General features: G+C 53.5%; 26 protein-coding genes, 2 tRNA genes and 3 other RNA genes. 14 read left to right on the plus strand and 17 right to left on the minus strand.

The features are described 5' to 3' along the window. The first annotated feature begins 179 nt into the window (after window positions 1-179). Window positions 180-944, plus strand: coding sequence for a MipA/OmpV family protein (locus tag H5P17_RS07010; protein WP_044551770.1), 765 nt, complete (start codon window positions 180-182; stop codon window positions 942-944). 114 nt (window positions 945-1,058) lie between these two features. Here the strand turns inward: H5P17_RS07010 and H5P17_RS07015 are convergent, their stop codons facing one another. Beyond that, entirely contained in the window at window positions 1,059-1,934 is an 876-nt protein-coding gene (locus H5P17_RS07015) for a D-hexose-6-phosphate mutarotase (RefSeq protein ID WP_182822087.1), read from the minus strand. 80 nt (window positions 1,935-2,014) lie between these two features. After that, window positions 2,015-3,010: a glyceraldehyde-3-phosphate dehydrogenase gene (gene gapA / locus H5P17_RS07020; protein WP_012145453.1), complete on the minus strand. Its 996-nt coding sequence runs from the start codon at window positions 3,008-3,010 to the stop codon at window positions 2,015-2,017. A 348-nt stretch (window positions 3,011-3,358) separates the two neighbouring features. Here gapA and msrB point away from each other — a divergent pair, with 348 nt between their 5' ends. Next, window positions 3,359-3,772 (plus strand): peptide-methionine (R)-S-oxide reductase MsrB, encoded by a 414-nt coding sequence (gene msrB / locus H5P17_RS07025; protein ID WP_020827211.1) that lies wholly within the window; start codon window positions 3,359-3,361, stop codon window positions 3,770-3,772. Between the two features lie 65 nt (window positions 3,773-3,837). Further along, a complete protein-coding gene (locus H5P17_RS07030) occupies window positions 3,838-4,110 on the plus strand; it encodes a YeaC family protein (RefSeq protein ID WP_044551767.1) in 273 nt (90 codons plus the stop codon). A 38-nt stretch (window positions 4,111-4,148) separates the two neighbouring features. Here H5P17_RS07030 and H5P17_RS07035 read toward each other — a convergent pair whose 3' ends face one another. From H5P17_RS07035 to sppA, 4 genes are all read right to left on the minus strand, one after another. Next, window positions 4,149-5,429, minus strand: a complete 1,281-nt coding sequence (locus tag H5P17_RS07035) for a glycoside hydrolase family 18 protein (RefSeq protein WP_044551758.1) — start codon at window positions 5,427-5,429, stop codon at window positions 4,149-4,151. Window positions 5,430-5,660: 231 nt separating this feature from the next. Then, window positions 5,661-6,293 (minus strand): bifunctional nicotinamidase/pyrazinamidase, encoded by a 633-nt coding sequence (gene pncA, locus H5P17_RS07040; RefSeq protein ID WP_182822089.1) that lies wholly within the window; start codon window positions 6,291-6,293, stop codon window positions 5,661-5,663. Between the two features lie 24 nt (window positions 6,294-6,317). Further along, window positions 6,318-7,334 (minus strand): asparaginase, encoded by a 1,017-nt coding sequence (gene ansA / locus H5P17_RS07045; protein ID WP_182822090.1) that lies wholly within the window; start codon window positions 7,332-7,334, stop codon window positions 6,318-6,320. Window positions 7,335-7,427: 93 nt separating this feature from the next. Next, window positions 7,428-9,284, minus strand: a complete 1,857-nt coding sequence (gene sppA, locus H5P17_RS07050; RefSeq protein WP_182822092.1) for a signal peptide peptidase SppA — start codon at window positions 9,282-9,284, stop codon at window positions 7,428-7,430. 160 nt (window positions 9,285-9,444) lie between these two features. On the opposite strand from sppA, the gene H5P17_RS07055 reads away from it, so the two are divergent. The 5 genes from H5P17_RS07055 (at window position 9,445) to H5P17_RS07075 (ending at window position 14,530) form a co-directional block, all read left to right on the plus strand. After that, entirely contained in the window at window positions 9,445-9,996 is a 552-nt protein-coding gene (locus H5P17_RS07055) for an NAD(P)H nitroreductase (protein WP_182822094.1), read from the plus strand. A gap of 157 nt (window positions 9,997-10,153) precedes the next feature. Further along, on the plus strand, window positions 10,154-11,197 hold the full coding sequence (gene selD, locus H5P17_RS07060) for a selenide, water dikinase SelD (RefSeq protein WP_044551750.1): 1,044 nt from the start codon (window positions 10,154-10,156) through the stop codon (window positions 11,195-11,197). Then, window positions 11,197-12,315, plus strand: a complete 1,119-nt coding sequence (mnmH, locus tag H5P17_RS07065; protein ID WP_182822096.1) for a tRNA 2-selenouridine(34) synthase MnmH — start codon at window positions 11,197-11,199, stop codon at window positions 12,313-12,315. The genes selD and mnmH overlap by 1 nt, the downstream gene beginning before the upstream one ends. Then, complete coding sequence (locus H5P17_RS07070; RefSeq protein WP_182822098.1) at window positions 12,315-14,240, plus strand: DNA topoisomerase III; 1,926 nt, start codon at window positions 12,315-12,317, stop codon at window positions 14,238-14,240. The genes mnmH and H5P17_RS07070 overlap by 1 nt, the downstream gene beginning before the upstream one ends. Next, on the plus strand, window positions 14,237-14,530 hold the full coding sequence (locus H5P17_RS07075) for a DUF1496 domain-containing protein (RefSeq protein ID WP_182822100.1): 294 nt from the start codon (window positions 14,237-14,239) through the stop codon (window positions 14,528-14,530). Before H5P17_RS07070 ends, H5P17_RS07075 begins: the two co-directional genes overlap by 4 nt. Before the next feature lie 18 nt (window positions 14,531-14,548). Here H5P17_RS07075 and H5P17_RS07080 read toward each other — a convergent pair whose 3' ends face one another. The 10 genes from H5P17_RS07080 to H5P17_RS07125 form a co-directional block, all read right to left on the minus strand. Further along, window positions 14,549-14,950, minus strand: coding sequence for a pyrimidine (deoxy)nucleoside triphosphate diphosphatase (locus H5P17_RS07080; protein ID WP_182822101.1), 402 nt, complete (start codon window positions 14,948-14,950; stop codon window positions 14,549-14,551). Between the two features lie 44 nt (window positions 14,951-14,994). After that, window positions 14,995-15,801: an exodeoxyribonuclease III gene (gene xthA / locus H5P17_RS07085; protein WP_182822102.1), complete on the minus strand. Its 807-nt coding sequence runs from the start codon at window positions 15,799-15,801 to the stop codon at window positions 14,995-14,997. 102 nt (window positions 15,802-15,903) lie between these two features. Continuing rightward, entirely contained in the window at window positions 15,904-16,476 is a 573-nt protein-coding gene (locus H5P17_RS07090) for a TIGR00730 family Rossman fold protein (protein ID WP_182822103.1), read from the minus strand. A 151-nt stretch (window positions 16,477-16,627) separates the two neighbouring features. After that, window positions 16,628-16,754, minus strand: a non-coding RNA gene (locus H5P17_RS07095) — RtT sRNA. 44 nt (window positions 16,755-16,798) lie between these two features. Further along, a non-coding RNA gene (locus tag H5P17_RS07100) (RtT sRNA) lies at window positions 16,799-16,925 on the minus strand. A gap of 44 nt (window positions 16,926-16,969) precedes the next feature. Beyond that, window positions 16,970-17,054 (minus strand) — tRNA-Tyr (locus tag H5P17_RS07105). 96 nt (window positions 17,055-17,150) lie between these two features. Beyond that, window positions 17,151-17,277: non-coding RNA, RtT sRNA (locus H5P17_RS07110), on the minus strand. A 41-nt stretch (window positions 17,278-17,318) separates the two neighbouring features. Continuing rightward, window positions 17,319-17,403 (minus strand) — tRNA-Tyr (locus H5P17_RS07115). Between the two features lie 158 nt (window positions 17,404-17,561). After that, on the minus strand, window positions 17,562-18,410 hold the full coding sequence (gene purU, locus H5P17_RS07120) for a formyltetrahydrofolate deformylase (RefSeq protein ID WP_044551742.1): 849 nt from the start codon (window positions 18,408-18,410) through the stop codon (window positions 17,562-17,564). 109 nt (window positions 18,411-18,519) lie between these two features. After that, window positions 18,520-18,984, minus strand: coding sequence for a YchJ family protein (locus tag H5P17_RS07125; protein WP_182822104.1), 465 nt, complete (start codon window positions 18,982-18,984; stop codon window positions 18,520-18,522). 143 nt (window positions 18,985-19,127) lie between these two features. On the opposite strand from H5P17_RS07125, the gene rssA reads away from it, so the two are divergent. The 5 genes from rssA to H5P17_RS07150 all read left to right on the plus strand — a co-directional run bounded on the left by rssA (window position 19,128) and on the right by H5P17_RS07150 (window position 24,673). Continuing rightward, complete coding sequence (gene rssA, locus H5P17_RS07130) at window positions 19,128-20,033, plus strand: patatin-like phospholipase RssA (protein WP_182822105.1); 906 nt, start codon at window positions 19,128-19,130, stop codon at window positions 20,031-20,033. A 105-nt stretch (window positions 20,034-20,138) separates the two neighbouring features. Further along, a complete protein-coding gene (gene rssB, locus H5P17_RS07135; protein ID WP_182822106.1) occupies window positions 20,139-21,152 on the plus strand; it encodes a two-component system response regulator RssB in 1,014 nt (337 codons plus the stop codon). Between the two features lie 196 nt (window positions 21,153-21,348). After that, window positions 21,349-22,266, plus strand: coding sequence for a UTP--glucose-1-phosphate uridylyltransferase GalU (gene galU, locus H5P17_RS07140; protein WP_182822107.1), 918 nt, complete (start codon window positions 21,349-21,351; stop codon window positions 22,264-22,266). A gap of 43 nt (window positions 22,267-22,309) precedes the next feature. Continuing rightward, complete coding sequence (locus tag H5P17_RS07145; RefSeq protein WP_182822108.1) at window positions 22,310-23,653, plus strand: UDP-glucose/GDP-mannose dehydrogenase family protein; 1,344 nt, start codon at window positions 22,310-22,312, stop codon at window positions 23,651-23,653. A 9-nt stretch (window positions 23,654-23,662) separates the two neighbouring features. Continuing rightward, window positions 23,663-24,673 carry an NAD-dependent epimerase gene (locus H5P17_RS07150; protein ID WP_182822109.1) on the plus strand — a complete coding sequence of 337 codons (1,011 nt, stop codon included), beginning with the start codon at window positions 23,663-23,665 and terminating at the stop codon, window positions 24,671-24,673. A gap of 206 nt (window positions 24,674-24,879) precedes the next feature. Here the strand turns inward: H5P17_RS07150 and hns are convergent, their stop codons facing one another. Continuing rightward, complete coding sequence (gene hns / locus H5P17_RS07155; protein ID WP_006321188.1) at window positions 24,880-25,287, minus strand: histone-like nucleoid-structuring protein H-NS; 408 nt, start codon at window positions 25,285-25,287, stop codon at window positions 24,880-24,882. Between the two features lie 701 nt (window positions 25,288-25,988). On the opposite strand from hns, the gene H5P17_RS07160 reads away from it, so the two are divergent. Continuing rightward, window positions 25,989-26,573 (plus strand): thymidine kinase, encoded by a 585-nt coding sequence (locus H5P17_RS07160; RefSeq protein ID WP_044551729.1) that lies wholly within the window; start codon window positions 25,989-25,991, stop codon window positions 26,571-26,573. Window positions 26,574-26,784: the final 211 nt, after the last annotated feature.

Below are 26,784 nucleotides of genomic sequence, written 5' to 3' on the forward strand. Positions count from 1 at the left end.
TGACAGGGATAGCCAAATGCCTTGTCTGGCGCGGCCTGCGGCAAAAAACGTCACTGTTCCGCCATGATTAATTCATATTTCTATTCTAAGTTATTCGATCTTGGTTGTTTTCTATTGTAAAGATTAGGCGCGTAACGACAATTTCACATAAACTAAGCCGGCTATTAACTCTGTTATTTATGGAAAAAGAACCAGTGAAGATTTTTCAACTCAAAACGCTAGCAATTATCGCTTCCGCAATGGTTTGTGCGCAAAGTGCTCAGGCTGGAACCTGGTCACTCGGTGCTTCCGCGCTGGTTAGCCCGGATCCGTATCGTGGCTATCAGGACCGCGTATATCCGGTACCCGTCATCAACTATGAAGGGGATGACTTCTACTTCCGTACCCTGACCGCCGGTTATTACCTGTGGAAAGATCAGGAAAACCAACTGAGCCTGATGGGTTACTACTCTCCGTTGGGCTACCGTCCGGGTGACAGCGACGACGACCGCATGAAGAAGTTGAACAAGCGCCGTGGCACGCTGATGGCCGGTCTGGCCTATACGCACAACGCCGAGTGGGGCAGCCTGCGCACCACCTTTACCGGTGATACGCTCAATTACAGCAACGGTATGGTCGGTGACGTTGCCTACCTGTACAAATTTGAGCTGGATGCCTTCACCCTGGTCCCTGGCGTAGGTGTGATGTGGAGCAGCAAAAACCAGAATAAATACTACTTCGGCGTTAACGATAACGAATCTCGCCGCAGCGGTCTGGACAGCTACACGCCAAGCGACAGCTGGGCACCTTACGCTGAGCTGAGCGCCAACTACCAGATCAACAAAGACTGGAATGCCTTCTTTGTAGGCCGTTATATCAAACTGTCTGATGAAGTGAAAGACAGCCCGATGGTGGATAAATCATACACCGGGTTGTTGATGACGGGTGTGAGCTACAGCTTCTAAAAGCGAATGCACGAAAATAGTGCAAGGCACGCATCATAAAGGGGCGCTGGCGCCCCTTTTGCACATCTATAGTGCGATAACGCAGAGCGGCAGTTTCCACCGCCCCTGGTGCGATCATGCGTTCTTGCGGGTGCGGAAGGTCACTGCCAGCCGTGCCGGTTGTTCCCCTGCTGCGATCAGCGGTTTGCTGACTCGGCCGGTTTCCACGCAAACCATGGTTTTATAGCCGTCGTTAGGCATGTCCGCCATGCTGCAAGAAAGTTCTACGCCAGGGTTCCAGGCAATTACATCACTCATATGATGGTGATGAACCTCAATGGTGCGTTGAAGGGCTGCGTCTTTGATCAGGCTAAAGGCCTCCGGCTGGGTATACACCCGATCGGTTTGGCCGACGAAAGTCACGTCACCCGTCTGTTTGGCTTCGGTGCCCCCAGCGACTTTATCGATATAAGGCACGCCGAGCCCGGCGACCTTAACCTGTTCAATGTCCCCGATCTGGAAGTAGCTATGCAGCGCCGCAGTGGCCTGATAATCACCGTGGGACTCCAGCTCTATCTCGCACTCTTCGCCTAGCTTGAAGCGGGCAATCAGCGTAAAGGCGTGTGGCCATAGGCTACGGGTTTGCTCATTGTCTTTCAGCGTGAAGGTCAGAATGACGCCGTTATCATCTTCATCATGCGCCGTCAGGCTCCAGGGCTGATTACGGGCGAAACCGTGCGACGGCTTAGCCACCGGACCAAACCAGGGCCAGCAAATAGGGACGCCGCCGCGGATAGCATTGCCTTTTTTAAAGGGTGTGTTATTGCTCAGCCAAATGACCGGCTTTTCACCGCTGGGTTGCCAGGCCAGCAGATGTGCGCCCTGCAGTGTGATAGCCGCGCGTACTTTCGGGTGGGAAACCACCACCACAGGCAGTTCTTCGAGCTGACGTTGGCTGATATAAGGAGAAATTTGCTGAGTAACGGGTAGGGTGAAAATTTTTTCGTTCATCGGTTGGCCTTTTGTTCGCCGTAGAAACAAAAAAAGGGCGACAAAAATGTCGCCCTCATCATCAGCTTGGCATCAATCCATTATTTGGAGATGTGAGCGATCAGATCCAGAACCTTGTTGGAGTAACCAGTTTCGTTATCGTACCAAGAAACCAGTTTCACGAAGGTGTCGCTCAGTGCGATACCGGCTTTGGCATCGAATACGGAAGTCAGAGTTTCGCCGTTGAAATCGGTAGAAACCACTTCGTCTTCGGTGTAGCCCAGCACGCCTTTCAGCTCGCCTTCAGATGCCGCTTTGATAGCCGCACAGATTTCTTTGTAAGAAGCTGGTTTTGCCAGACGGGCAGTCAGGTCAACCACAGACACGTTCGGAGTAGGAACGCGGAACGCCATACCGGTCAGTTTGCCGTTCAGTTCTGGGATAACTTTACCTACAGCTTTAGCTGCACCAGTAGAAGAAGGGATGATGTTCTGAGATGCGCCGCGGCCGCCGCGCCAGTCTTTGTGAGACGGGCCATCAACGGTTTTCTGAGTTGCGGTAGTGGCATGCACGGTGGTCATCAGTGCTTCAACGATGCCGAACTTGTCGTTGATAACTTTAGCCAGTGGTGCCAGGCAGTTGGTGGTACAAGAAGCGTTAGAAACGATTTCCTGACCGGCGTAAGATTTGTGGTTAACACCCATAACGAACATTGGGGTGTCGTCTTTGGATGGGCCAGTCAGAACAACTTTCTTAGCGCCTGCAGCGATGTGTTTACGTGCAGTTTCGTCAGTCAGGAACAGGCCAGTTGCTTCAGCAACGACGTCAACGTTGACTTCGTTCCACTTCAGGTTAGCCGGATCTCTTTCTGAGGTACAACGGATGGTTTTGCCGTTAACAACCAGGTGGCCGTCCTTAACTTCTACAGTGCCGTTGAAGCGGCCGTGAGTAGAGTCATATTTCAGCATGTAAGCCATGTACTCTGCGTCTAACAGGTCGTTGATTGCAACGATTTCGATGTCAGAACGTTCTTGAGCAGCACGAAAAACAATGCGACCGATACGGCCAAAACCGTTGATACCTACTTTGATAGTCATATATTCCACCAGCTATTTGTTAGTGAATAAAAGGTTGCCTGTAAAATTACAAAAACCTTACCAAGCGTCAAGCGGAATCGTGTCAATACTTGCTGCAAATCAAACCTCGCAGCCTGGTTTGAGCGCTTATTGCACGTTCCGTTTGCGTTCGGCCTCATCCGTAATATGGGGTCAAACCGCCAAGTATAAAGTCAGTCCATATAAGATATGTGATCGGTATCACATATTGCCGCGACGTGACCTTTATGGGCTACAGTTTAGGCCAAAAAGCGCTGCAGTGTTGTTAATTTTTTGTTATTATTACTCATTGTTTTCGTTGACATTATCCACATTCAGAGAATCGCACAAATGGCTAAAGAGACAACCCCTGACCATCCGGCCACGGAACTGAATGAAATCCAACGTTATGTGACTCAGGAACGTGGTACCGAGGCGCCGTATTCCGGCAAATTGCTGCACAACAAACGCGAGGGCGTGTACCATTGCCTGTGCTGCAACCACCCGCTGTTCTACTCCGACAGCAAGTATGACTCCGGGTGCGGCTGGCCTAGCTTCTATCAGCCGGTATCCGACGATGCTATTCGTTATCTTGATGATAATTCACATAATATGCATCGCGTTGAGATCCGCTGTGGCCACTGCGACGCGCATTTGGGCCACGTCTTCCCCGACGGTCCGCAGCCGACCGGCGAGCGTTTTTGCGTTAACTCGGCGTCACTCAGTTTTACCGACGGTGAGAACGGTGAGAAAACCGCAGGCTAAACCCGGCGTTGAGTTAGAAAAAACGATTCAGCTAATTATTCTTGCACGAGTGAGGAAAGGCCCTGATGGATGTGAAAGACCTGATTGCCGCCATGACGCCGGAAATCTATCAACGGCTGGTATTGGCCGTTGAGCTGGGCAAATGGCCGGATGGCGTAGCGCTGACTCCGGAACAGAAAGAAAACAGCCTGCAGGCGGTCATGTTATGGCAGTCGTTGCACAATGCCGATCCGCAACATATGAGCATCGGCACCGACGGCCAGATTGTGATGAAGAGCAAGCAAGAGCTGAAACAGCAGTTTATGGCTGAACCCCTTGCCAAGCTGAAACCGCAGTAAATCGAATAACGGGGCGATACTGACATCGCCCCGTGGGTTTAGCCTTTCCCGCCGTTGATCCCCAGCGATTCCGCCAGTTGATGCGCGAGTCGGTTATTGTCGTCTGCGCCATATTCCCAGAACATCGCGCCCCCCAATCCCTTGCTCTTGATGTAATCAGCCTTCAGCTCAACCGAGCGCGGGTTCTCGTACGAAATGGCAAATAAAGGCTTGCCCACGGCGGATTTCATCGTCAGATAAGGAACCTGGGCGTCACTGTCCCAATGGGCGCTGAAGCGCCGTTGTGGATCGTTTAACAGCTTGCTGACGATATCGTTATATTTGAAATAGCTGTCCTTGGTCAGATCCAACCCCAGTGATTTGAAGACGGCGGTTTCGCGAGCGGTGAAATAGGGCTGGGTGACAGGGTTTTTCGCCGCGTCGGCTTTGTCCCAGTCGATGCCGGGCTCAGTGGCGCGTTTGGGGACCCGACCATAAAAACCGATGCCCAGATTTAGCTGCGCCGGTTTTAATCCGGCAGCCAAATAATTATCCACGACAAAATTGGCACTGTAACGATCGGCCGCCGCGACGGTTGGCCACTGTTTGGAATCATACAGATTGGAGTTGAAATATTGCGTGCCGTACGCCATGTCGTAGGTCATCAGATTGATATAATCGAGGTAGGGCGCAATACCTTTGACGTCCACCCATTCCTGCGGACTTTTAACGTTGGCGCCTACGGCGATGGTCAGCAATTTATTTTTATTCAGGGCGCTATGCAGTTCTTTCAGCAGCACGGTGAAGTTGGCCCGATCCGCCGGTTGGCTTTCGACCAGCCCCCAGGCACCGTTAACCGGATACTCCCAGTCGAGATCGATGCCGTCCAGTTGGTACTGCTTGATGACGTCCAGCACCGAACGGATAAACACGCTCCGGCTCTCTGGCGTTGCCGCCGCACCAGAAAAACCGCGAGCCCCCCAACCGCCGACGGACAGCAGCACTTTCAACTCAGGATTCTGTCTACGCAACACCGGCAGCAGCTTCAGATCGGCCATCACCTTGGGTGACAGATAAATCTGGTGCAGGCGAGCCGGGTCTTTTAGCGCCGGATTGGATTCCTCTTTCTCATCGTTGTAGATCAGGCCGAAGGAGTAATTGAGGTGAGTGATTTGCGTGACGTCCAGCTTGTTGATATCGCCGCCTGGACCGGCGGTAACGTCACCCCCGCCGTTGAAATAGCCGACGGAGAGGTAAGAGGCGGCGTGTGCCATGCCGGCACCAGCCATACCAAACTGCACCGCGACCAGCAAAGGCAGCAGTTTACGGGTGAAAACCATGTTATCTCCTTTGGTCGGCAAGGCCGACCCGAAACCGCCTCAGGCGGTAACATAAAGCCGGGCTCAATGGGCCCCGGATGCGTATAACTGATTGATGCCAAGGCATCAGCGGTCATAACAGCAAATGTGCTTCGCGCGAACAAGATGTCATCACAGGAGAATGGTCGGAATGTGAGCGATGTCGAGATTTGTCGGTGGGGGAATGGGTGGGTGCCATCAGCACCCGACGCATTATCGTTCGATGAATTGTGACAGGGTAACGAGCTCTGCACCAGCCTGCTGCATGGCCTGAAGGGCTTTCTGACTGTCGCCAGGTTGCAAATTAACGCCGCGACAGCCGTCGGTAATTACCGAAGTCTGATACCCCAGCGCGAGGGCATCCAGGACGCTGAACTTGACGCAGTAGTCGGTTGCCAGCCCCATCACGGCCAAATGGCTCACGTCATGAGCTTTCAACCAGCGGTCCAACTCGGTACGCGAGCGATGCCCGTTGTCGAAGAAGGCGCTGTAGCTGTCGATATCCGTATTTTGACCTTTGCGGAATACGGCGACGATATCCCGCTGGTTTAGTTGCGGATGAAACTCGGCACCTTGGCTTTCCTGAACGCAGTGCACCGGCCACCACACCTGCGGCAACCCCTCCAGTTCACCCAGCGTACCTACCTGTGCGTTGGCGTTTACCGCAAAGCTACGGTGATTGGCAGGATGCCAGTCCTGGCTGGCGACCACGGGCTCGCCCCGCGCGTTGCAGGCCTCTATTGCCCGATTGGCTACGGCGATCACGGCGTCACCGTCTGTTACCGCCAATGCGCCGTTGGGGCAAAAATCGTTTTGCAAATCGATTAGCAGCAGGGCTGTTTTCATCGCGACTCCGTTGTAAGGGTTGGGTTAACCGCTGATGCTCAGTTCGCCGCGCAGATCTAGCTGCATCTGGCTGCGGATTTGCGCCGGCGTCAGCGGTTGGCTCAGCAGATAATGCAGCTTGGTCAAGGCGGCCTCGACCGTCATGTCGAACCCGCTGATGACCCCGGCATGGGCCAGCGCGTTGCCGGTGGCGTAGCCTTCCATATTCACCCGACCGGATATGCACTGGGTCAGGTTCACGACCACAATGCCGCGTTCGGAAGCGTCGCGCAATTCATCAACCAACTCCGCTTTTTGCGGTGCGTTGCCCACGCCGTAAGAACGCAGGATCAGGGCTTTCACCGGTTGCAGCAAAAAGTTGCGCACCACCGCGCCGGAAATCCCTGGGTAAATCGTCACCACACCGATCGGCTGGGGAGTGATGTCATGCACTTTCAGCTCACCGTTGCAGACCGGGCTGTCGATACCGTTCTGGCGACGGATGTGGATCCCGGCTTCCAGCAGCGGCGGCAGGTTAGGCGAGGCAAAAGCGTCGAAACCGTCAGCGTGCGCCTTGGTGGTGCGGTTGCCGCGGAACAGTTTGTTGTTGAAGAACAGGCTGACTTCATTCACCGGATGGTTGGCGGCCAGGTACAGCGCGTTGAGCAGGTTGGTTTGACCATCGGAACGCAGTTCAGCCAGTGGGATTTGCGAACCGGTGACGATCACCGGCTTGGCCAGGTTTTCCAGCATGAACGACAGCGCCGAAGCGGTGAAGGCCATGGTGTCGGTACCGTGCAGGATCACGAAGCCATCATAGAGGTGGTAATTCTGTTTGATGTCGTCGGCGATATGCTGCCAGTCTTCCGGCGTCATGTCGGAGGAGTCGATCAGCGGCGCATATTCATGAATGGTGAAGTCCGGCATTTCCGGCCGGTGAAATTCAGGCATCAAGGCCAGCTGGCGCTGCAGGTGACCGGACACCGGAATGTAGCCGTGATCAGAGCGTTGCATGCCGATGGTACCGCCGGTGTAAGCGACGTAAATCGATTTCTTTTGCATGGTCATTGTTTTAACAGAAATATGATGGGCTGAATTATAGGGGGATAAGCGCAGAAAAAAAGCCCGGCGGGTGCCGGGCTGAGGATTAATTTGTTAGCGGACTTCTCCGCAGGTCAAACAGATGGCATAGCGGTTTTGCGGATCGTTCAGGTTATTGAACAAACCCGGCTGTTCTTTCACCGCCATGGCGACCGAAGCCAGCGGCGCAGGCAGCATTGACTGAATCGCTGCCGGCAGCATGGCGTGAATAGACACGCCAAACTGGCTGAGTACCATGTCGGTCAGGCTTGGCGAATCGACAAACCAGTTAAGCTGCCATTGTTTCAACTGTGCCAGTTCGGCCGCTTTTTTCACCGCGTCGTCAAAATCGCCCAACTGATCGACCAGGCCGTTGGTTTTGGCATCGCTGCCCAACCACACGTGCCCCTGAGCAATTTGATCAACCTGCTGCGGCGTCATTTTGCGGGCTTTGGCGACCAGATCGATAAAGTTTTGATAACCTTTCTCGATGTTCAGCTGCATCATCTGCGAGAACTCTGGCGGCAGCGCCTTGGTTACCGCCAGATCTGCCAGCGGCGAGGTAGCCACACCGTCGGTATGCACGCCAATGCTGTCCAGCGTCTGTTCGTAGGTGTTGATCACCCCGAAGATGCCGATAGAGCCGGTGAGGGTGCTCGGGCTGGCGATGATGTAGTCCGCCGGCGTAGAGACCCAATAACCGCCCGACGCCGCCATACCGCCCATGGAAACCACCACTGGTTTTCCGGCGGCGCGTACTGCGGCCAGTTCGGAACGGATCACTTCAGAAGCGCTGACGCTGCCTCCTGGGCTGTTAACCCGGAAGATAACCGCTTTGATCGCCGGATCCAGTCTTGCCTGACGCAGTTCAGCGGCGGTGGTGTCACCCCCAACGGTGCCTGGCGTCTGCGGGCCGTCCATGATAGCGCCGTTGGCGAAGATCACGGCAATTTTGCCTCCCTGATCCGGCGCCGATTTCGGCTGATAGTCATAGATGCTGGTGGCGTTGAAATCGTTCGCCTGCTTGTCCCAACCGAAAGTCTTGATCAGTTGGTTCTCGATCACGGTGCGTGAAGCCAGCTCATCCACCAGCTTATTGTCCAGCGCATACTTGGCGGTATCGCCACCGGCGGCCTGCAAGCCAGTCAATACGCCCGCCGCGCCCGGGAACAGTTGCTGCGCGGTGATCTGACGGTTGGCGGCTACGGTATCCAGGTAGTTCTGCCACAGCCCGCCAATCCAGCGGCTGTCGGCCTCACGGGCGGCCGGTGACATATCGTCACGGATCAGCGGTTCTACCGCAGATTTATAGGTGCCCACCCGGAAGATATTGGTGGTGACCTTGAGTTTCTCCAGCAGGGATTTGTAGTAAAGATTGTTGGTAGCGAAACCGTGCAGATCGACGGCGCCCTGCGGCGACAGATAAACCTTGTTGGCGTAGCTGGCCAGATAGTATTGCGTCTGGTTATAGCTGTCGCCAATGGCGAAAATCGGTTTCCCGCTGTCGCGGAATTCCCGCAGCGCCTTGCCCATGTATTGCAGCGAAGGCTGATCGGCGCCGGCAAAATCATTTAACTGCAATACCATGCCGGTAATGTTTTTGTCGTCCTTGGCTTTGCGGATGCTGTCAACCACGTCAAACAGGGAGTTTTCCTGCAGACGGTTACTGGACGCACCCAGCAGTTCACGACCCCATTGGCGCACTTTGTTGTTCATCGAGGGTTGGTCAACGACCACGCCGCTCAGGTCCACCAGTAACGCGCCGCGAGTAGCAACGGCAGGGGTGGTTGCGCTCTGGAATGAAAGATAAATACCGACCCCAACCAGGATCAGCAACACCAGGAACAGATTAAGGATCAGTTCCCTGATAAAGTTCAGCAGACGCCATGTCCACCTGAAAACGCCGGCAATGATTTGCCACAATGTGCGCATGTGCTCTCCAGCAAGAGTCGAGAATGTTCCGCTATCCTAATGAGCGGCCGAGGAAATGTCAGCTTTAAATCGTGTGTCACAGAGGGTATTACCGACGCTGTCACTCGCCGTTTAGCTATGTTAACGTGATCGTAATGAAAATTGTTATCAGGAGTTTACGATGGATGCACTGGATCTTTTACTGAACCGCCGTTCGGCCTCACGCCTCGCCGAGCCTGCGCCCACCAATGAGGCTCGTCAAAATATCATCAATGCGGGCCTGCGAGCGCCTGACCACGGCGCATTGCAGCCATGGCGTTTTATAATGATTGAAAACCAGGGCCTGGAGCGCTTCAGCCAATTGTTACAAGCTGCTGCAAAGCAGGACGAAATGGACGAAGCGGCTATTGAGAAGGCGACAAAAGCCCCGTTCCGCGCACCGCTGATCATCACCGTGGTGGCGCATTGTACCGAAGAAACCAAGGTGCCGCGCTGGGAGCAGGTGGTTTCTGCCGGTTGTGCGGTGCAGGCGATGCAGATGGCCGCGCTGGCGCAAGGTTTCAACGGCATCTGGCGTACCGGTGCCTGGACCGAACATCCTCTGGTTCGCGAAGCCTTTGGCTGCCGTGAGCAGGACGAAATTGTGGGTTTCCTGTATTTGGGTACTCCTCAGTTGAAAGCCGCCACCAAAGTTGTCGCCCCTGACAGCAAGCCTTTCGTCAGCTACTTCTAAACTCAGGCGCAGGGTTGCGGCAAAAATGAGTTAAATCCCGCCATTCTGTGTTGTTTCTGAGCAGGCTGTTCGCTTATCGACAGCCTGCTCTTACCATTCCCCTCGGCAAGCGCTACCCTATGATATCTTGAATGCCGTTAACCGAAGGGAGTGGTATATGACATCGCCAGCGATCCGTTTAACCCAGTACAGCCATGGCGCAGGCTGCGGTTGTAAAATCTCACCGAAAGTTCTCGAAACTATTCTGCACAGCGAGCGGGAGAAGTTTGTCGATCCGCGTTTGCTGGTGGGTAATGAAACCCGTGACGATGCTGCGGTGTATGACATCGGCAACGGCGTTGGCATTATCAGCACTACCGATTTCTTTATGCCGATCGTCGATAACCCGTTCGACTTCGGCCGCATCGCGGCAACCAATGCCATCAGCGACGTCTATGCCATGGGCGGAAAACCGATCATGGCGATTGCCATTTTGGGTTGGCCGATAGCCAAGCTGCCGCCGGAAGTGGCGCAACAGGTGATCGACGGTGGGCGCTACGCCTGTCAACAGGCGGGGATCGCGTTGGCCGGCGGGCATTCTATCGATGCTCCTGAACCTATTTTTGGCCTGGCAGTTACCGGTATCGTCAATACTGACCGGGTGAAGAAGAACAGCGCGGCCCAGGCCGGAGCCCGCCTGTTCCTGACCAAGCCCCTGGGCATCGGCGTGCTGACCACCGCTGAGAAGAAAAGTCAATTACGCCCTGAGCATGAAGGCCTGGCGACCGAAGTTATGTGCCAACTGAACAAACCGGGCGCGGATTTTGCCGATGTGGAAGGCGTAACGGCGATGACCGACGTGACCGGTTTCGGCCTGCTGGGCCACCTGAGTGAGGTTTGCCAGGGGTCGGGGTTGCAGGCGACGGTTTGGTTTGAGCAGGTGCCAAAATTGCCGGACATCGAGCGCTATATTGCCGAAGGCTGCGTGCCGGGCGGTACCGGGCGCAACTTCGAAAGTTACGGCCATCTGGTAGGTGAAATGACCAGCCTGCAGCGGCAATTGCTGTGCGATCCGCAGACCTCTGGTGGCTTGCTGCTGGCGGTATTACCGGAAGCGGAACAGCAGGTTCAGGCAATTGCCGAACGTCACGGCATTCAGCTTCAGGCTATCGGTGAACTGCATACGGCCGTTGCGGGCAAGCCGCTGATCGAGGTTGTATAGTGTCTGTTACGTTGGCTCGGGCGGATACCCAAGACTATCGGTGCATTTTTTTGCAGGATATCCCGCTGATTGATGTGCGTGCGCCGGTTGAGTTTCAGCAGGGCGCTTTCGCCAATGCGGTAAACCTGCCGTTGATGAACGACGATGAACGGCAGGCGGTGGGCACCTGTTACAAACAGCAGGGGCAGCAGGCAGCGATTGCTCTGGGCCACAGCCTGGTTAACGGCCGATTGCGCGAGGAGCGCACGGCGGCGTGGTTGGCGCAATGCGCGCAATGGCCGGAAGGTTACCTCTACTGTTTTCGCGGCGGCTTGCGTTCGCAACTGGTGCAGCAATGGCTGCGTGAGGCTGGAGTGAACTATCCGCGCATTGTGGGCGGTTACAAGGCGCTGCGGCAGTTCTTGCTGTCCACGTTGGAACAAAGCGCCGAACTGCCGATGGTGCTGATCGGCGGCAATACCGGCAGCGGCAAAACGGTGTTGGTCAATGAGCTGGCCGAAGGTATCGATCTGGAAGGCGCGGCGCGGCATCGCGGTTCATCTTTTGGCCGAACGCTGGTGGCACAAAGCGGACAGATTGATTTTGAGAATCGTCTGGCTGTGTTATTGCTGAAAAAACAGCATGGTGGCTGCCGCCGTTGGGTGCTGGAGGACGAAGGGCGCATTATCGGCAGCAACAATCTGCCGCTGCCCATTTTCACCCGCATGCAGCAGGCGCCGGTGGCCGTTATCGACGATCCTTTCGAGGTGCGTCTGGCACGGTTGCAGCATGAATATATCGATCGCATGCGTCTGGCGTTTGAGCAGGCTTTGGGGGCGGAGCTGGGCTGGCAGAAATACGATGAGTATCTGCACCACGGCCTGTTTGCCATTCGCCGTCGCTTGGGCCTGGAGCGTTTTCAGCAGCTGACGCAGAGCCTGGAATGGGCGTTACAGCGTCAATATGCCGGCGGTAATAGTGACGCGCATCAGGAGTGGCTGGTGCCGTTGTTGCAGCACTACTATGATCCGATGTATCACTATCAATTGGAAAAAAAATCCCAGCGGATTGTGTTCCGCGGGAATTATGCTGAAGTAAGAGAATTCCTGATGACGTACAGCCAGAATAACGGTGAATAATGCGACTGTTTATTGCCGAAAAACCGAGTTTGGCGCGCGCCATTGCCGACGTACTCCCTAAACCGCACCGCCGCGGTGACGGATTTATCGCCTGTGGTAACAATGATGTGGTGACCTGGTGCGTGGGCCACTTATTGGAACAGGCGCAACCGGATGCCTATGACAGTCGCTATGCGCGATGGTCGCTGGCGGACTTGCCGATCATCCCTGAAAAGTGGCAGTTGCAGCCCCGCCCGTCGGTAAGCAAACAGCTCAATGCGATCAAAAAACTGCTGCATGAGGCCGATGAGGTGGTGCACGCAGGTGACCCGGATCGCGAAGGGCAACTGCTGGTGGACGAGGTGCTCGACTATCTGGCGTTGACGCCGGAAAAACGCCAAAGCGTACGCCGCTGCCTGATTAACGATCTCAACCCGCAGGCAGTGGAACGCGCCATTGAACGGTTACGTGATAACCGCGATTTTATTCCTCTGTGTGTTTCCGCCCTGGCACGTTCCCGCGCCGACTGGCTGTATGGCATCAATATGACCCGCGCCTACACCATTTTGGGGCGCAATGCCGGTTATGACGGCGTGTTGTCCGTCGGGCGGGTACAAACGCCGGTATTGGGGCTGGTAGTGCGACGGGACGAAGATATCGAAAACTTCGTGTCGAAAGACTTCTTCGAAGTGAAAGCGCACATCGTGACGCCGAAAGAGGAGCGATTCGTCGCCCTGTGGCAACCCAGCGACTCCTGCGAACCCTATCAGGATGAGGAAGGGCGTCTGCTGCACCGGCCTTTGGCGGAGCACGTGCTCAAGCGCATCGAGGGCCAACCGGCGCTGGTCACCTCCTATAATGATAAACGGGAATCAGATACCGCTCCGCTGCCGTTTTCATTGTCGACTTTGCAGATCGAAGCTTCCAAACGTTTTAACCTGAGTGCGCAGCAGGTGCTCGATGTCTGTCAGCGCCTGTACGAAACCCATAAGTTAATTACTTATCCGCGTTCTGATTGCCGCTATCTACCGGAAGAGCATTTCGCCGGGCGCCATTCGGTGTTGAACGCCATCAGTGTTCATCAACCGGATCTTTACCCGCAGCCGGTGATCGACAGCGATCGTCGTAACCGTTGCTGGGATGACAAGAAGGTGGATGCCCACCACGCTATTATTCCCACCGCGCGTGCCAGCAAGGTCAGCCTCAGTCAGGACGAACTGAACGTTTATGGGCTGGTTGCCCGACAGTACCTGATGCAGTTTTGCCCGGATGCGATGTTCCGCAAATGCGTCATTGAGCTGGATATCGCCGGAGGCAAGTTTATCGCCAAGGCACGCTTCCTGGCTGAAGCAGGGTGGCGCACGCTGTTGGGCAGTAAAGAGCGCGACGAAGAAAACGAAGGGGCGCCGCTGCCGGTGGTGGCGAAGGATGACGAACTGTTGTGCGAACGCGGTGAAGTGGTTGAGCGTCAGACGCAGCCGCCGCGCCCGTTCACCGATGCCAGCCTGCTTTCCGCCATGACCGGTATTGCACGTTTTGTTCAGGATAAAGCACTAAAGAAAATCCTGCGAGCGACCGATGGTTTAGGGACCGAGGCTACGCGCGCAGGCATTATTGAGTTGCTGTTCAAGCGGGCGTTTTTGTATAAGAAAGGGCGTTATATTCATTCCAGCGAAACCGGTCGGGCGTTGATCCATTCGCTGCCGGATATTGCTGCCCGTCCGGATATGACGGCGAACTGGGAGGCTACGCTGACGCAAATCAGTGAGAAATCCTGTCGCTATCAGGACTTTATGCAACCTCTGGTGGGGACTTTGCAGGAACTGATTTATCAGGCCAAGCAGAGCCGGGCGAGTATGGCGTTTCGCGGGTTGCCGCCGCCACCTTCCTCCGGGGCAAAAAAACGCAAGAAGAGCGCCGGCAAGGCGCGGGAGAAGAGCGAATGAATTACGCCTTACTGATGCTGACCACTGGCGCACTGATGTTTTCGTCTGCGGTCATGGCCAACCGTGGCGATGTGGACGTGGTGGTGCCGGTATCGCCGGAAATTTGGGGCGCGGCGAAAAGCGCGGCGGCTCAACCTGCCGTGCAACCTTGCAGCCGCTGCTGCATTTATCAGGATCAAAACTATTCTGAAGGGGCGGTACTGAAGGTGGAAGGGGAAGTGCTGCAGTGCGTGCGCGACCCCAACGTGGTGGGAACTAATCCGTTGATCTGGATCCGCCTGAAGAAGTGACGCGGTAACGTCAGCGGCTCAGGCTTCTGACGCTAAACTGGCAATATACGCGGCCAGCAGCGGTACGTCGGCCGGAGCCAGCGGATAGTCAAACGCCTGCTCCGGCGTTACCCAAACAAAGTCGGCATGGCAGCGGTTCTGCAATTCGCCACTGAATGCCTCGACACGCCAGGCATGTAACCTAATCACCCGCTCAGTTTGCTGCCACGGGTTGCTGGCGACGTAATCGCCGACGCTGGCCACTATTCCCAACTCTTCATCCAGTTCACGCGCCAGGGCTTGAGGCTGGCTTTCGCCGGGTTCCACTTTTCCGCCGGGAAATTCCCACAGGCCGGCCTGATCGCTGTCGGCATCGCGTTGTGCCAGTAAAATTTTGCCATTCTTTTCGATAATGGCGGCGACGACATCGATAATTTTCATCTTTACCACAGAGAGAAACCCCGGCAGGGCCGGGGTTGGATGAATTACAGCGAGAACTCCGCCCAGACCGGTGCGTGATCCGAAGGCTTCTCCATCCCGCGGATCTCATAATCGATGCCGGTCGCGATACAACGCGCGGCCAGTGGCGTGCTGGCTAACAGCAGATCGATACGCAGGCCGCGGTTTTCATCAAAGCCGCGCGAACGGTAGTCGAACCATGAGAACTGATCGTTGCGTTCTGGGTTGGCGTGGCGATAGGTATCCACCAGGCCCCAGTTCAGCAGGCGATCCATCCATTCACGTTCTTCCGGCAGGAAAGAGCATTTACCGGTGCGCAACCAGCGCTTGCGGTTCTCTTCACCGATACCGATATCGTAATCGCTTGGGCTGATATTGACGTCACCCATCACCAGTACCGGTGAGTCTACTGACATCTGCTGCTCAAGGTAGTTTTGCAGATCCTGATAGAAGCGCGTTTTGGCAGGGAATTTGATCGGATGGTCACGACTTTCACCCTGTGGGAAGTAGCCGTTGATTACCGTCAGGGTGCCTTGCGGCGTTGCCAGGTCGGCCATGATGATACGGCGCTGTGCGTCTTCTTCATCGGTAGGGAAACCCCGGCGAACGGCCAGCGGCTTTTCTTTGGTCAGCAGTGCTACGCCGTAATGGCCTTTTTGCCCGTGATAGAACACGTGATAGCCGTACTGGCTCACGTCTTCCAGCGGAAACATATCATCGTGAACTTTTGTTTCTTGCAGACCGATCACGTCGGGTTGGTGCTGCTCGATAATTGCGGCCAGTTGGTGCGGACGCGCGCGCAGTCCATTGATATTAAAAGAGACAAACTTCATGAGCGGTGCCGTTTATGCGAGAAAAATGTGTTGAGATAGTAGCAGAGTTTGGCCGGAAATGTAACGCGGGCCAGCGGCAATGACCGCCGCTGGCAAGCCGGGTTATTTCGCCCAACGGTCGTAATTTTTGGGCTGATAGTCGTCGAATTGTTGCAGCAAGGTTTGTGCGGATTCGCTGATGTGCATGGTGCCGAGATAATCATGACGCATAAAGCCCTGATCGGCCACGTGCTGCAGGAAATTGTTTAGCGGGCGGTAGAAACCGTTCACGTCGAGCAGGCCTACCGGTTTGCTGTGATAGCCAATCTGACCCCAGGTCCAGATTTCAAACAGCTCTTCCAGCGTTCCTATGCCGCCCGGCAAGGCGATAAAACCGTCAGCCAGGGCCGCCATACGCGCCTTTCGGGTGTGCATGTCAGGGACCACTTCCAGCTCGGTCAGGCCACGGTGCGCGGTTTCAGCTTCAACCAATCGTTCAGGAATGATACCCACCGCTTCGCCACCGGCGGCAAGTACGGCATCCGCCACAATGCCCATCAACCCTTTTTTCCCGCCGCCGTAGATCAAGCGTCGGCCTTGGGCGGCAAGTGTCTGGCCCAGTTGCCGTGCATTCTCGGCATAGGCAAGGTTAACGCCTTCGCTGGCGCCGCAAAAAACGCAGATATTGTTACGCATGCACTTTTTTCCTTACTGCATTAAAGAAGCCAGTGGTATAGCGAATTGTTGGTCGGAGTTCAAGTTGAGGACGTGCAGAAAGATTAAGGAAATTGATAAATGAGATATCGGAGTGCTAAGGATTGATTTGATGCTGGGGAATAGACAAGGATGGTGGTGGGGGAAGGATTACTCGTCGCTGTGCGACTCACCCTGCGGGCCGCGCTAAAGCGCGTTGTCTCACTGCGTGAGACTCGAACCTGGTAGAAGCTTCTCATCCCTCCCGTTAAGGAGTGATAGTGGGACTTTCAGGTTTGGTTTGTTTCTGGGGGATATACAAGGATGGTGGTGGGGGAAGGATTACTCGTCGCTGCGCAACTCACCCTGCGGGCCGCGCTAAAGCGCGTTGTCTCACTGTGTGAGACTCGAACCTGGTCGAAGCTTCTCATCTTTCCCACTAAGGAGTGATATTGGGACTTTCAGGTTTGGTTTGTTTCTGAGGGATATACAAGGATGGTGGTGGGGGAAGGATTCGAACCTTCGAAGTCTGTGACGGCAGATTTACAGTCTGCTCCCTTTGGCCGCTCGGGAACCCCACCATGGTATTCATGGTTTTACAAATTGTAGTTCCGGTTTTATCCGGAAGAAACCTGGCCGGCTTCTTTACTGCGTCTTCACTCTTTACAGAGAGAAGAGGGTGGTGGGGGAAGGATTATTCGTCTCTTCGTTCCTCACCCTGCGGGCCGCGCTAAAGCGCGTTGTCTCACTGCGTGAGACTCGAACCTTGGCGAAGCTTCTCATCCTCTCCCTCAGTGTTTTAAGTGACTTCAGCTTTCGCTGTGCACTCATCAACAGAGAGAAGATGGTGGTGGGGGAAGGATTCGAACCTTCGAAGTCTGTGACGGCAGATTTACAGTCTGCTCCCTTTGGCCGCTCGGGAACCCCACCACTGGCCTTGCTTGCGAAACGTCTGTCTCGGTAAGCGGGGCGCATCATATCAAATGAAGCGCGCGTGTAAAGTATTGAAATGCAGAAAATGAATCGTTTGCCGATTTTTTACCCTTGGCGGTGCATCCCTGAACGAAAGGCACCGCTTTATTGAGCAATTACAGAATAACCGTCCGGTTGCCGTACACAAATACCCGTTGCGCCAACACGTGGTAGAGCGCACGGCTGAGGGCATTTTTCTCAACGTCACGTCCGGCGCGCATCATGTCGTCGGCAGAATAGGTGTGATCGACGTGGATCACGTCCTGCATGATGATCGGGCCTTCATCCAGATTATCGTTAACGTAGTGAGCGGTGGCGCCGATGATTTTCACACCGCGCTCGTAAGCCTGATGATAAGGTCTTGCGCCGATAAAGGCAGGCAGGAAGGAGTGGTGGATATTGATCACCTGGTTCGGGTAGTGCTGTACAAACGCCGGCGTCAGCACACGCATATATTTGGCCAGTACCACGTAGTCCGGTTGGTATTGATCGATCTGGGCCATCATTTTCTGATCGTGCTGATCGCGAGTCAGGCCTTCATGGCTGACCAGATGGAACGGAATATCGAAACGTTCGACCAGCGTTTGCAGCGTATCGTGGTTACCGATAACCGCCGCAATCTCCACGTCCAGGCCGCCGTAGGCGCTTTTCATCAGCAGATCGCCCAGGCAATGTGCTTCTTTGGTCACCAGCACGACAATGCGGCGACGGCCGGAATTATGCAGTTCACGAACCGAGCCTGCCGGCAGCGCGCTGTCGAGATCCGCCAGCAACGTGGTGTCGTTGAAAATGCCTTCCAACTCGGTACGCATAAAGAAACGACCGGTGCGGTGATCGACGAACTCGTTGTTTTGAACAATGTTGAGTTCATGCTTGTAGCAAATATTGGTGATCTTGGCGATCAGGCCTTTGGCATCCGGGCAAATGGTGCGCAAAACTTTTCTTTGTACATTTTGGTGTGGCATGGGGATGAGGATCCTGTCTGATACGGTATGTCCTGTCTGCGCAGGCGAGAATTTTATCGCTTTCGTTTTCAGGCCATCGCCTGAAACTCTTGGGTACGGTGACTGCCGGCTAACGCCCGCAGCACTTTTTATATTTTTTTCCTGAGCCGCATGGGCAAATGGCATTTCTGCCAGGCTGAGGTTTGGTTCCGTCAATATAATACCAGCGTTGGCCAAGCTGAAGGAAGCGCGAGCGTTCGTGCATTGCCCTTTGCTCGCCGGTGCTGCCATCGATAAAACGGGCAATGAATTCGACAAAACCTTCATTGGCCTCATGGCCCGTTTTTTCTTCTACCACCGTCAGGCCGAGCCATTCGGTGTCTTTGAAACTGTCGACGATGCCGTTGCGCCATTCCGCCGCGTGGCAGTCGGGGTGCCAGGTAGCAATCAGATAATCCACGTTGTGTTTTACGTAAGCGCTAAAGCGCGAGCGCATTAACTGTCCGGGGGTTGATGGCGTTTGGCTGCCGTTGATGTAGGGCTCGCAGCATGCGCTATACTCCACTCCGCCGCCGCAGGGGCATAATTCGGACAAGGTGACTCCTAAAATGGCCGGAACCTGAGGAACGGGCCGATGCCAAAAGAAATTTAGCGCATATGTTACCTAACATTATTCGATCGTGACAATCTACGCTGACAGCGTCATTGATACAATTCACCGGGCAAAGGGCGGAAAGTATGCGAAAAATAAAGATTGGATTGGCATTGGGGGCGGGGTCGGCGAAAGGGTGGGCGCACATCGGCGTGATCAATGCGCTAAAGAAATTGGGCGTTGAAGTCGATATAGTAGCGGGTTGCTCGGTGGGTGCCCTGGTGGGGGCCGCTTTTGCCAGCCACCGTTTGCCCGCCATGGAAACCTGGGTACGTTCGTTCAGCTATTGGGACGTGATCCGATTGATGGACTTGTCCTGGCAGCGGGGCGGATTGCTACGCGGCGAACGGGTTTTCAACGCGGTGGGGCAATTGCTGAAGATCGATGATATCGCCGAGTGCTCACTCAAATTCGGCGCCGTGGCAACCAATCTCAGTACCGGACGCGAGTTGTGGTTGACGGAAGGCGATATTCATCAGGCGGTTCGTGCGTCGTGCAGCATGCCGGGCCTGTTGGCACCTGTCTGGTTTGATGGCTATTGGCTGGTGGATGGCGCAGTGGTGAATCCTGTGCCTATTTCATTGACCAGGGCATTGGGAGCCGACATCGTCATCGCCGTCGATTTGCAGCATGATGCTCATTTAATGCAGCAGGACTTATTCTCGGTGCGCAATCACGATGTGGAGGTGCCGCAAGATATTCCTGCCCGCAGCTGGCGGGGGCGCTTAAGGGAACGCATCAGCAAAATGACCACCAGAAAGCCCAACTTCACGCCTACGGCGATGGAGATCATGGGGACGTCGATCCAGGTTCTGGAAAATCGCCTGAAACGTAACCGCATGGCCGGCGATCCGCCTGATGTGTTGATTCAACCTTATTGCCCTCAGATTTCGACGCTGGATTTCCATCGCGCCGATGAGGCGATTGCCGCCGGCAAACTGGCGGTGGAAAAACAGATCGACATGCTATTACCGTTGATAAAAAACAAATAATCGCCGGTTTGCGGGAGAATACCCCACCGTTGGAAAAATTTCCGGCAAGCATAAATGGTCTTTTTGAGCCACTATTACACTATGGAAAGGGAAGAGGCACGGCAGATGGCATTACCATTGACTGACAAGCGCATTTTGGTGGTCGAGGACGAACTGGTTTTTCGTTCGGTGCTTGTTGGCTATCTGAAATCGTTGGGCGCAGAAACCAGTGAGGCGCCCAATGGTTTGCTGGCCTTGAGCCTGGTGGATGACGTTCACCCGGATTTAATCCTGTGCGATCTGGCGATGCCGGAAATGGACGGGATAGAATTTGTCGAACATCTGCGCCTGCAGGGCGTGCAAATTCCGGTATTGGTGATATCGGCGACCGATAAAATGGCTGATATCGCCAAAATGCTGCGGTTAGGCGTGCAGGACGTGCTGTTAAAGCCGGTGACCGATCTTAATCGTCTGCGAGAGGCGGTGCTGGGTTGCCTGTATCCCAATATGTTCACTTCCCCGGCGATTGAAGAAGTCGAGCTGTTACAGGACTGGGACGCGCTGAGTAAAAACCCTTCCGAAGCGGTGAAGCTGCTCAAGCAGTTACAACCCCCGGTGCAGCAGACCGTTGCCCACTGCCGGATTAATTATCGGCAATTAACCACCGGTGAAAACCCCGGGCTAGTGCTGGATATTGCGGCGCTGTCGGATAAAGATCTGGCTTTCTATTGTCTGGATGTGACGCGTGCAGGGGATAATGGCGTATTGGCGGCGTTACTGTTGCGGGCTTTATTTAATGGATTATTGCAGGATCATTTAGCGAATCAGCGTCAAAGGCTGCCGCAAATGAGCGCATTGTTAAAACAAGTTAATCAATTATTACGTCAGGGCCGGTTGGAAGGGCAATTCCCACTGCTGGTGGGTTATTACCACGCCGAATATAAGAACCTGATCCTGGTCTCCGCCGGTCTGCATGCCAATGTAAATACCGGCGACAATCAAATTCAATTGAGCAACGGCGTGCCGCTTGGCACGCTGGGTGCGACGTACATGAATCAAATCAGTCAACACTGCGCTGCCTGGCAGTGCCAGGTCTGGGGCTCAGGTGGGCGACTGCGGTTGATGCTCAGTGCCGAATAATCCCAGCGTTCAAAATAGTATTTGAAATCCAGATATTTGACGTGATTATTTTTACCTCAGTTAACCCCTTGGGTAATTGTCCTAAATTCTTTCTATTTGTGCTGCGGTTAATGCCAGACAGTCATAAGCTGGTATACTCCGAAGGTTTTTATATGGCGAAAAGCTCATAAAGTGAGCGCTATTAAGAGAGGAAATAATGCCTGCTGTAAATCGTAAAGTCAGAAAGGCTGTGATCCCGGTTGCAGGCTTGGGAACACGGATGTTACCGGCGACAAAAGCCATTCCAAAAGAAATGCTGCCGCTGGTCGACAAACCCCTGATCCAATACGTGGTTAATGAATGTATTGCTGCAGGGATTAACGAGATTGTGCTGGTTACCCATTCCTCCAAGAATTCGATCGAAAACCATTTCGATACCAGCTTTGAATTGGAAGCGATGCTGGAAAAGCGCGTTAAGCGCCAGTTGCTGGACGAAGTGCAGTCCATCTGTCCGAAGGGCGTGACCGTGATGCAGGTGCGTCAGGGCGTCGCCAAAGGGCTGGGGCACGCCATTATGTGTGCCTATCCGCTGGTGGGTGACGAGGCGGTGGCCGTGATTTTGCCTGACGTGATCCTTGATGAGTACAGCGCCGATCTTAAAAAAGACAACTTGCACGAAATGCTGCAACGGTTTGAGCAAACCGGCATCAGCCAGATCATGGTTGAACCCGTACCGCACAAAGATGTCGGTAATTACGGCGTAGCTGACTGCAAAGGCTATGAACTGCAGCCGGGTGAAAGCGCTCCGATGGTCAGCGTCGTCGAGAAGCCATCACCGGACGAAGCGCCTTCCAATCTGGCGATTGTAGGACGCTATGTGCTTTCTGCCGACATTTGGCCGCTGCTGTCGAAAACGCCTCCAGGCGCCGGCAATGAAATCCAGCTCACTGACAGCATTGAAATGCTGATGCAGCAAGAAACGGTTGAAGCCTATCATCTGAAAGGGATCAGTCATGACTGCGGCAATAAGCTGGGTTACATGCAGGCGTTTGTCGAATACGGCATGCGTCATCCTGCACTTGGCAAAGATTTTACGCAGTGGTTGAATCAGTTACTGGCCGCTGATAAAGAATAATTTATTTATCTTTCGTCTTAATTTGAAAAACTAGGATTTTCCCATGAAAGTAACAGTTTTTGGTATTGGCTATGTTGGCCTGGTGCAGGCTGCGGTGTTGGCTGAAGTCGGCCACGACGTTATGTGTATTGATATAGACGAACGTAAAGTCGAAAACCTGAAGAAAGGGAATATCCCTATTTTTGAGCCTGGCTTAACGCCGTTGGTTCAGCAGAACTATGAAGCCGGTCGTCTGCATTTTACCACCGATGCCAAGGCCGGGGTGGCGCATGGGGCCATTCAGTTTATTGCGGTGGGGACGCCGCCGGATGAAGACGGTTCTGCCGACCTGAAATATGTGACTGCCGTTGCGCGCACCATCGCGGAACACATGACCGAACACAAAGTGGTGATCGACAAATCTACCGTGCCGGTCGGTACCGCAGATAAAGTCCGCCAGGTGATGGAAGAAACCCTGCAAAAACGTGGCAGCAAAGTGCCTTTCGATGTGGTTTCCAATCCGGAGTTCCTGAAGGAAGGGGCGGCAGTAGCAGACTGTATGCGTCCTGAGCGCATCGTTATCGGTACCGATAACAAAGATGTGATCGAGCCTATCCGTGAATTGTACGAACCGTTTAACCGCAATCACGATCGCATGATCATGATGGATATTCGCAGCGCCGAGTTGACCAAATATGCCGCCAACTGCATGCTGGCGACCAAAATCAGCTTTATGAACGAAATGTCTAACCTGGCCGAAATGCTGGGGGCAGATATTGAGAAAGTGCGCCAGGGTATCGGTTCTGATTCCCGTATCGGTTATCACTTTATCTATCCAGGCTGTGGTTACGGCGGTTCCTGCTTCCCTAAAGACGTTCAGGCGCTGATCCGCACTGCGGAACATATTGGTTACCAACCAAAACTGTTGCAGGCCGTAGAGCAGGTTAACTACCAGCAGAAGTATAAGCTGACCAAATTTATCAAACAGCATTTCGGTGAAGACCTGAAAGGCAAAACCTTTGCGCTATGGGGCTTGGCATTCAAACCGAATACCGATGATATGCGTGAAGCCTCCAGCCGGGTGCTGATGGAGCAGCTGTGGGAAGCGGGCGCTATCGTTCAGGCTTACGATCCTGAAGCGATGAATGAAGTGCAACGTATTTATGGGCAACGTGATGACCTGAAGCTGGTGGGAACCAAAGAAGCGGCACTGCATGGCGCTGATGCTTTGGTTATCTGTACCGAGTGGCAAAACTTCCGTGCGCCGGACTTCGATGTGATCAAGGGCGCGCTGAAGCAGCCAGTGATTTTTGATGGCCGCAACCTGTTTGATCCAGAGCGTCTGGAAAACCGAGGCTTTACTTATTATGCGATTGGTCGCGGTGCGTCCATTCAGCCGGTTATTTAAGGGTTAACTATGAAATTCCTGGTTACAGGCGCGGCAGGCTTTATTGGTTATCATACTGCTGAGCGTTTGTTGGCCGCAGGTCATCAGGTTGTCGGTATCGACAACCTGAATGATTATTACGATGTGGGCCTGAAAATGGCCCGTCTTGATCTGCTGGCAGATAAGCCTGCCTTCCAGTTTATTAAGCTGGATTTGGCCGATCGAGAGGGGATGGCAAATCTGTTCGCCGAGCACCAGTTTCAGCGGGTGATCCATCTGGGCGCGCAAGCCGGGGTGCGTTATTCGCTGGAGAATCCGCTGGCGTATGCGGACTCGAATCTTATCGGGCATTTAAACGTGCTGGAAGGCTGCCGACACAATAAAGTCGAGCATCTGTTATATGCTTCTTCCAGTTCGGTATATGGTCTGAATCGAAAGCTGCCATTTGCGACTGAAGATTCGGTCGATCACCCTATATCATTGTATGCGGCGACCAAGAAAGCCAACGAGTTGATGTCGCACAGCTACTCTCACCTATATGGTCTCCCAACCACTGGCCTGCGTTTCTTTACCGTCTATGGCCCGTGGGGGCGTCCCGATATGGCGCTGTTCAAATTCACCAAGGCCATATTGGCGGGTGACAGTATCGATGTATATAACCACGGCGAGATGCACCGTGACTTTACCTACATCGACGATATTGCCGAGGCTATTGTCCGCTTGCAGGCTGTTATTCCTCAGCCAAATGCTGACTGGACGGTAGAGCAGGGATCGCCGGCGACCAGTTCTGCCCCTTACCATGTTTATAATATCGGCAACAGCAGCCCGGTGAAGCTGATGAAATATATCAGTGCACTGGAACAGGCGTTGGGGATTGAAGCGCGCAAAAATATGCTGCCTATGCAACCTGGCGACGTGTTAGATACCAGTGCCGATACCGCCGAGCTCTATCGCGTGATTGGATTTAAACCGGAAACCAGCGTTGAAGAAGGCGTGAAACGTTTTGTTGAATGGTATAAATCGTTTTATAAAGCTCAGTAATTGAGCAGCACGGTAATGCTATAAGGGGCTCAGGCCCCTTTTTTATGCTTTGGAAAAATACGCAGACTCTGCCGTTAGTCAACGGGTACACGAGGCCAACCATTAGGATAATTACGCAAAGCCGAACGGAATTTCTAAGAAGCGTGAAAATAAGCATAACAAAAAGGCTCCCTTGGGAGCCTTTTTAACATGTAACTGGAATGCTATTACAGCAGGAAATCGTCCAGGGATTTACCTTGCTCTTCGATAGCTTTCTTAATCACTGCTGGGGTACGGCCCTGGCCAGTCCAGGTTTTCAGTTCACCGTTTTCGTCTTTATATTGGTATTTAGCCGGACGTGCTGCACGTTTAGCTTTACCAGCGGCTTTAGTTGCAGCCATAGTTTGCAGCAGTTCATTTGGATCAATACCGTCAGCAATCAGCATTTCACGATATTGCTGCAGTTTACGGGTACGTTCTTCAACTTCTGCTTGAGCCTGGCTGTCTTCTTCGCGACGTTCGTTCACAACAACTTCCAGTTTTTCAAGCATCTCTTCCAGCGTTTCCAGGCTGCATTCTCTTGCCTGAGCGCGGAGAGTACGGATGTTGTTCAAAATCTTTAATGCTTCGCTCATTGTCCTAGTCTCAAATTATATTGGTGGGGGGCGTCTGGATAATAATAGAGTGCTCTTTTCTTTTCTGCAATAGCCAAATTGAAAGGAACGCTCAAATTTACCTTTTAAAAGACCTAACCAGAACTCTCTGGGTAATATAGGCGGGGGAGATAAGTATTACAACCTCCCTTTTTAAGTCAAATTTTCTACAGCAACGGTATGTTTGCTGTGCCACAAAGGCATTCATGGCTAAGTTATAATTGTGTTTTATATCAATATAACGCTGAATTCTGTGGGTTAAATCACGTGTTTTAGTCTGCCAACACTGTAAACAATAGGGGTATATGAGTAAAGATAACGTCAAGAACTGTACCCTGGGCTGTTTTATGTCATTAAATACTCAGATGCAGCGCGTGGTGGGGTTAATAGATTTAATCTTACGTGCCGGTAGCCGTTGCCGGGCTGCTTCAGGGTATTGGCATAACCATTAATGTCGGGCGCTAATCATTGGTAGTAATTAAATGTGATGACGGACAGGAACCATCCTGTAAATAGATGTAAAAGCGCTATGGCAGCAGAACGGAATGTTTCATTTGAAAGTCAGTATTCGTCTGGCCCGGATATTGATTAATCTGGAGGTGTAAGCCGGTTGTCGCCTTATGGTACACTTGGCTGCTGAATCAACCGCTGAATATTTCTTATACCATTGGAGTAGCGGGCCCATGGCTCAACTTTATTTTTATTACTCTGCTATGAATGCAGGGAAATCTACCGCGTTGTTGCAATCTTCATATAATTATCAAGAACGTGGTATGCGAACACTGGTGTTTACCGCCGAAATAGATCACCGTTTTGGTGTGGGTAAGGTGAGCTCGCGGATCGGCCTGTCCTCCCAGGCACAGCTGTATAATAATGACTCTATGCTTTTTGCGATGATTGCGCAGGAACATCAGCAGCAGCCTGTACACTGCGTTCTTCTGGATGAAAGCCAGTTCCTGACCAAACAGCAGGTCGAGCAACTGTGCGATGTTGTCGATCAGTTGGATATTCCGGTGCTGTGTTACGGCTTGCGTACCGACTTCCTGGGTGAACTGTTTATTGGCAGTCAATATTTGCTGGCCTGGGCAGACAAGTTGGTGGAGTTGAAAACCATTTGCCACTGCGGCCGCAAGGCCAATATGGTGCTGCGACTCGATGAGAACGGGAAGGCGATGCATGCCGGTGAACAGGTAGTGATTGGTGGTAACGAAAGCTACGTCTCCGTCTGTCGTAAACATTACAAGGAAGCGATAGAGGCATTGGAGTAGCCTCCAGCGCGTAACAGAGAGCCTTGTAGCGCGTTTTAGCGCTAGTGCTCAAGGCGGGTTGATGAATGGACTCTGCCGCATAAAAAAACCGCCTTACGGCTAATGCCGATCGTTTAAGGATCGGTTGAACGATCCGGTGGTTGCTGTAAAAAGGGTTCCAGGACATGACTGGAACCCTTTTTTATGCACCTTTCTCAGGCTCTTGGCATTA

It is taken from the genome of Serratia sp. OS31 (assembly GCF_014164835.1).
Taxonomy (GTDB): domain Bacteria; phylum Pseudomonadota; class Gammaproteobacteria; order Enterobacterales; family Enterobacteriaceae; genus Serratia; species Serratia liquefaciens_A.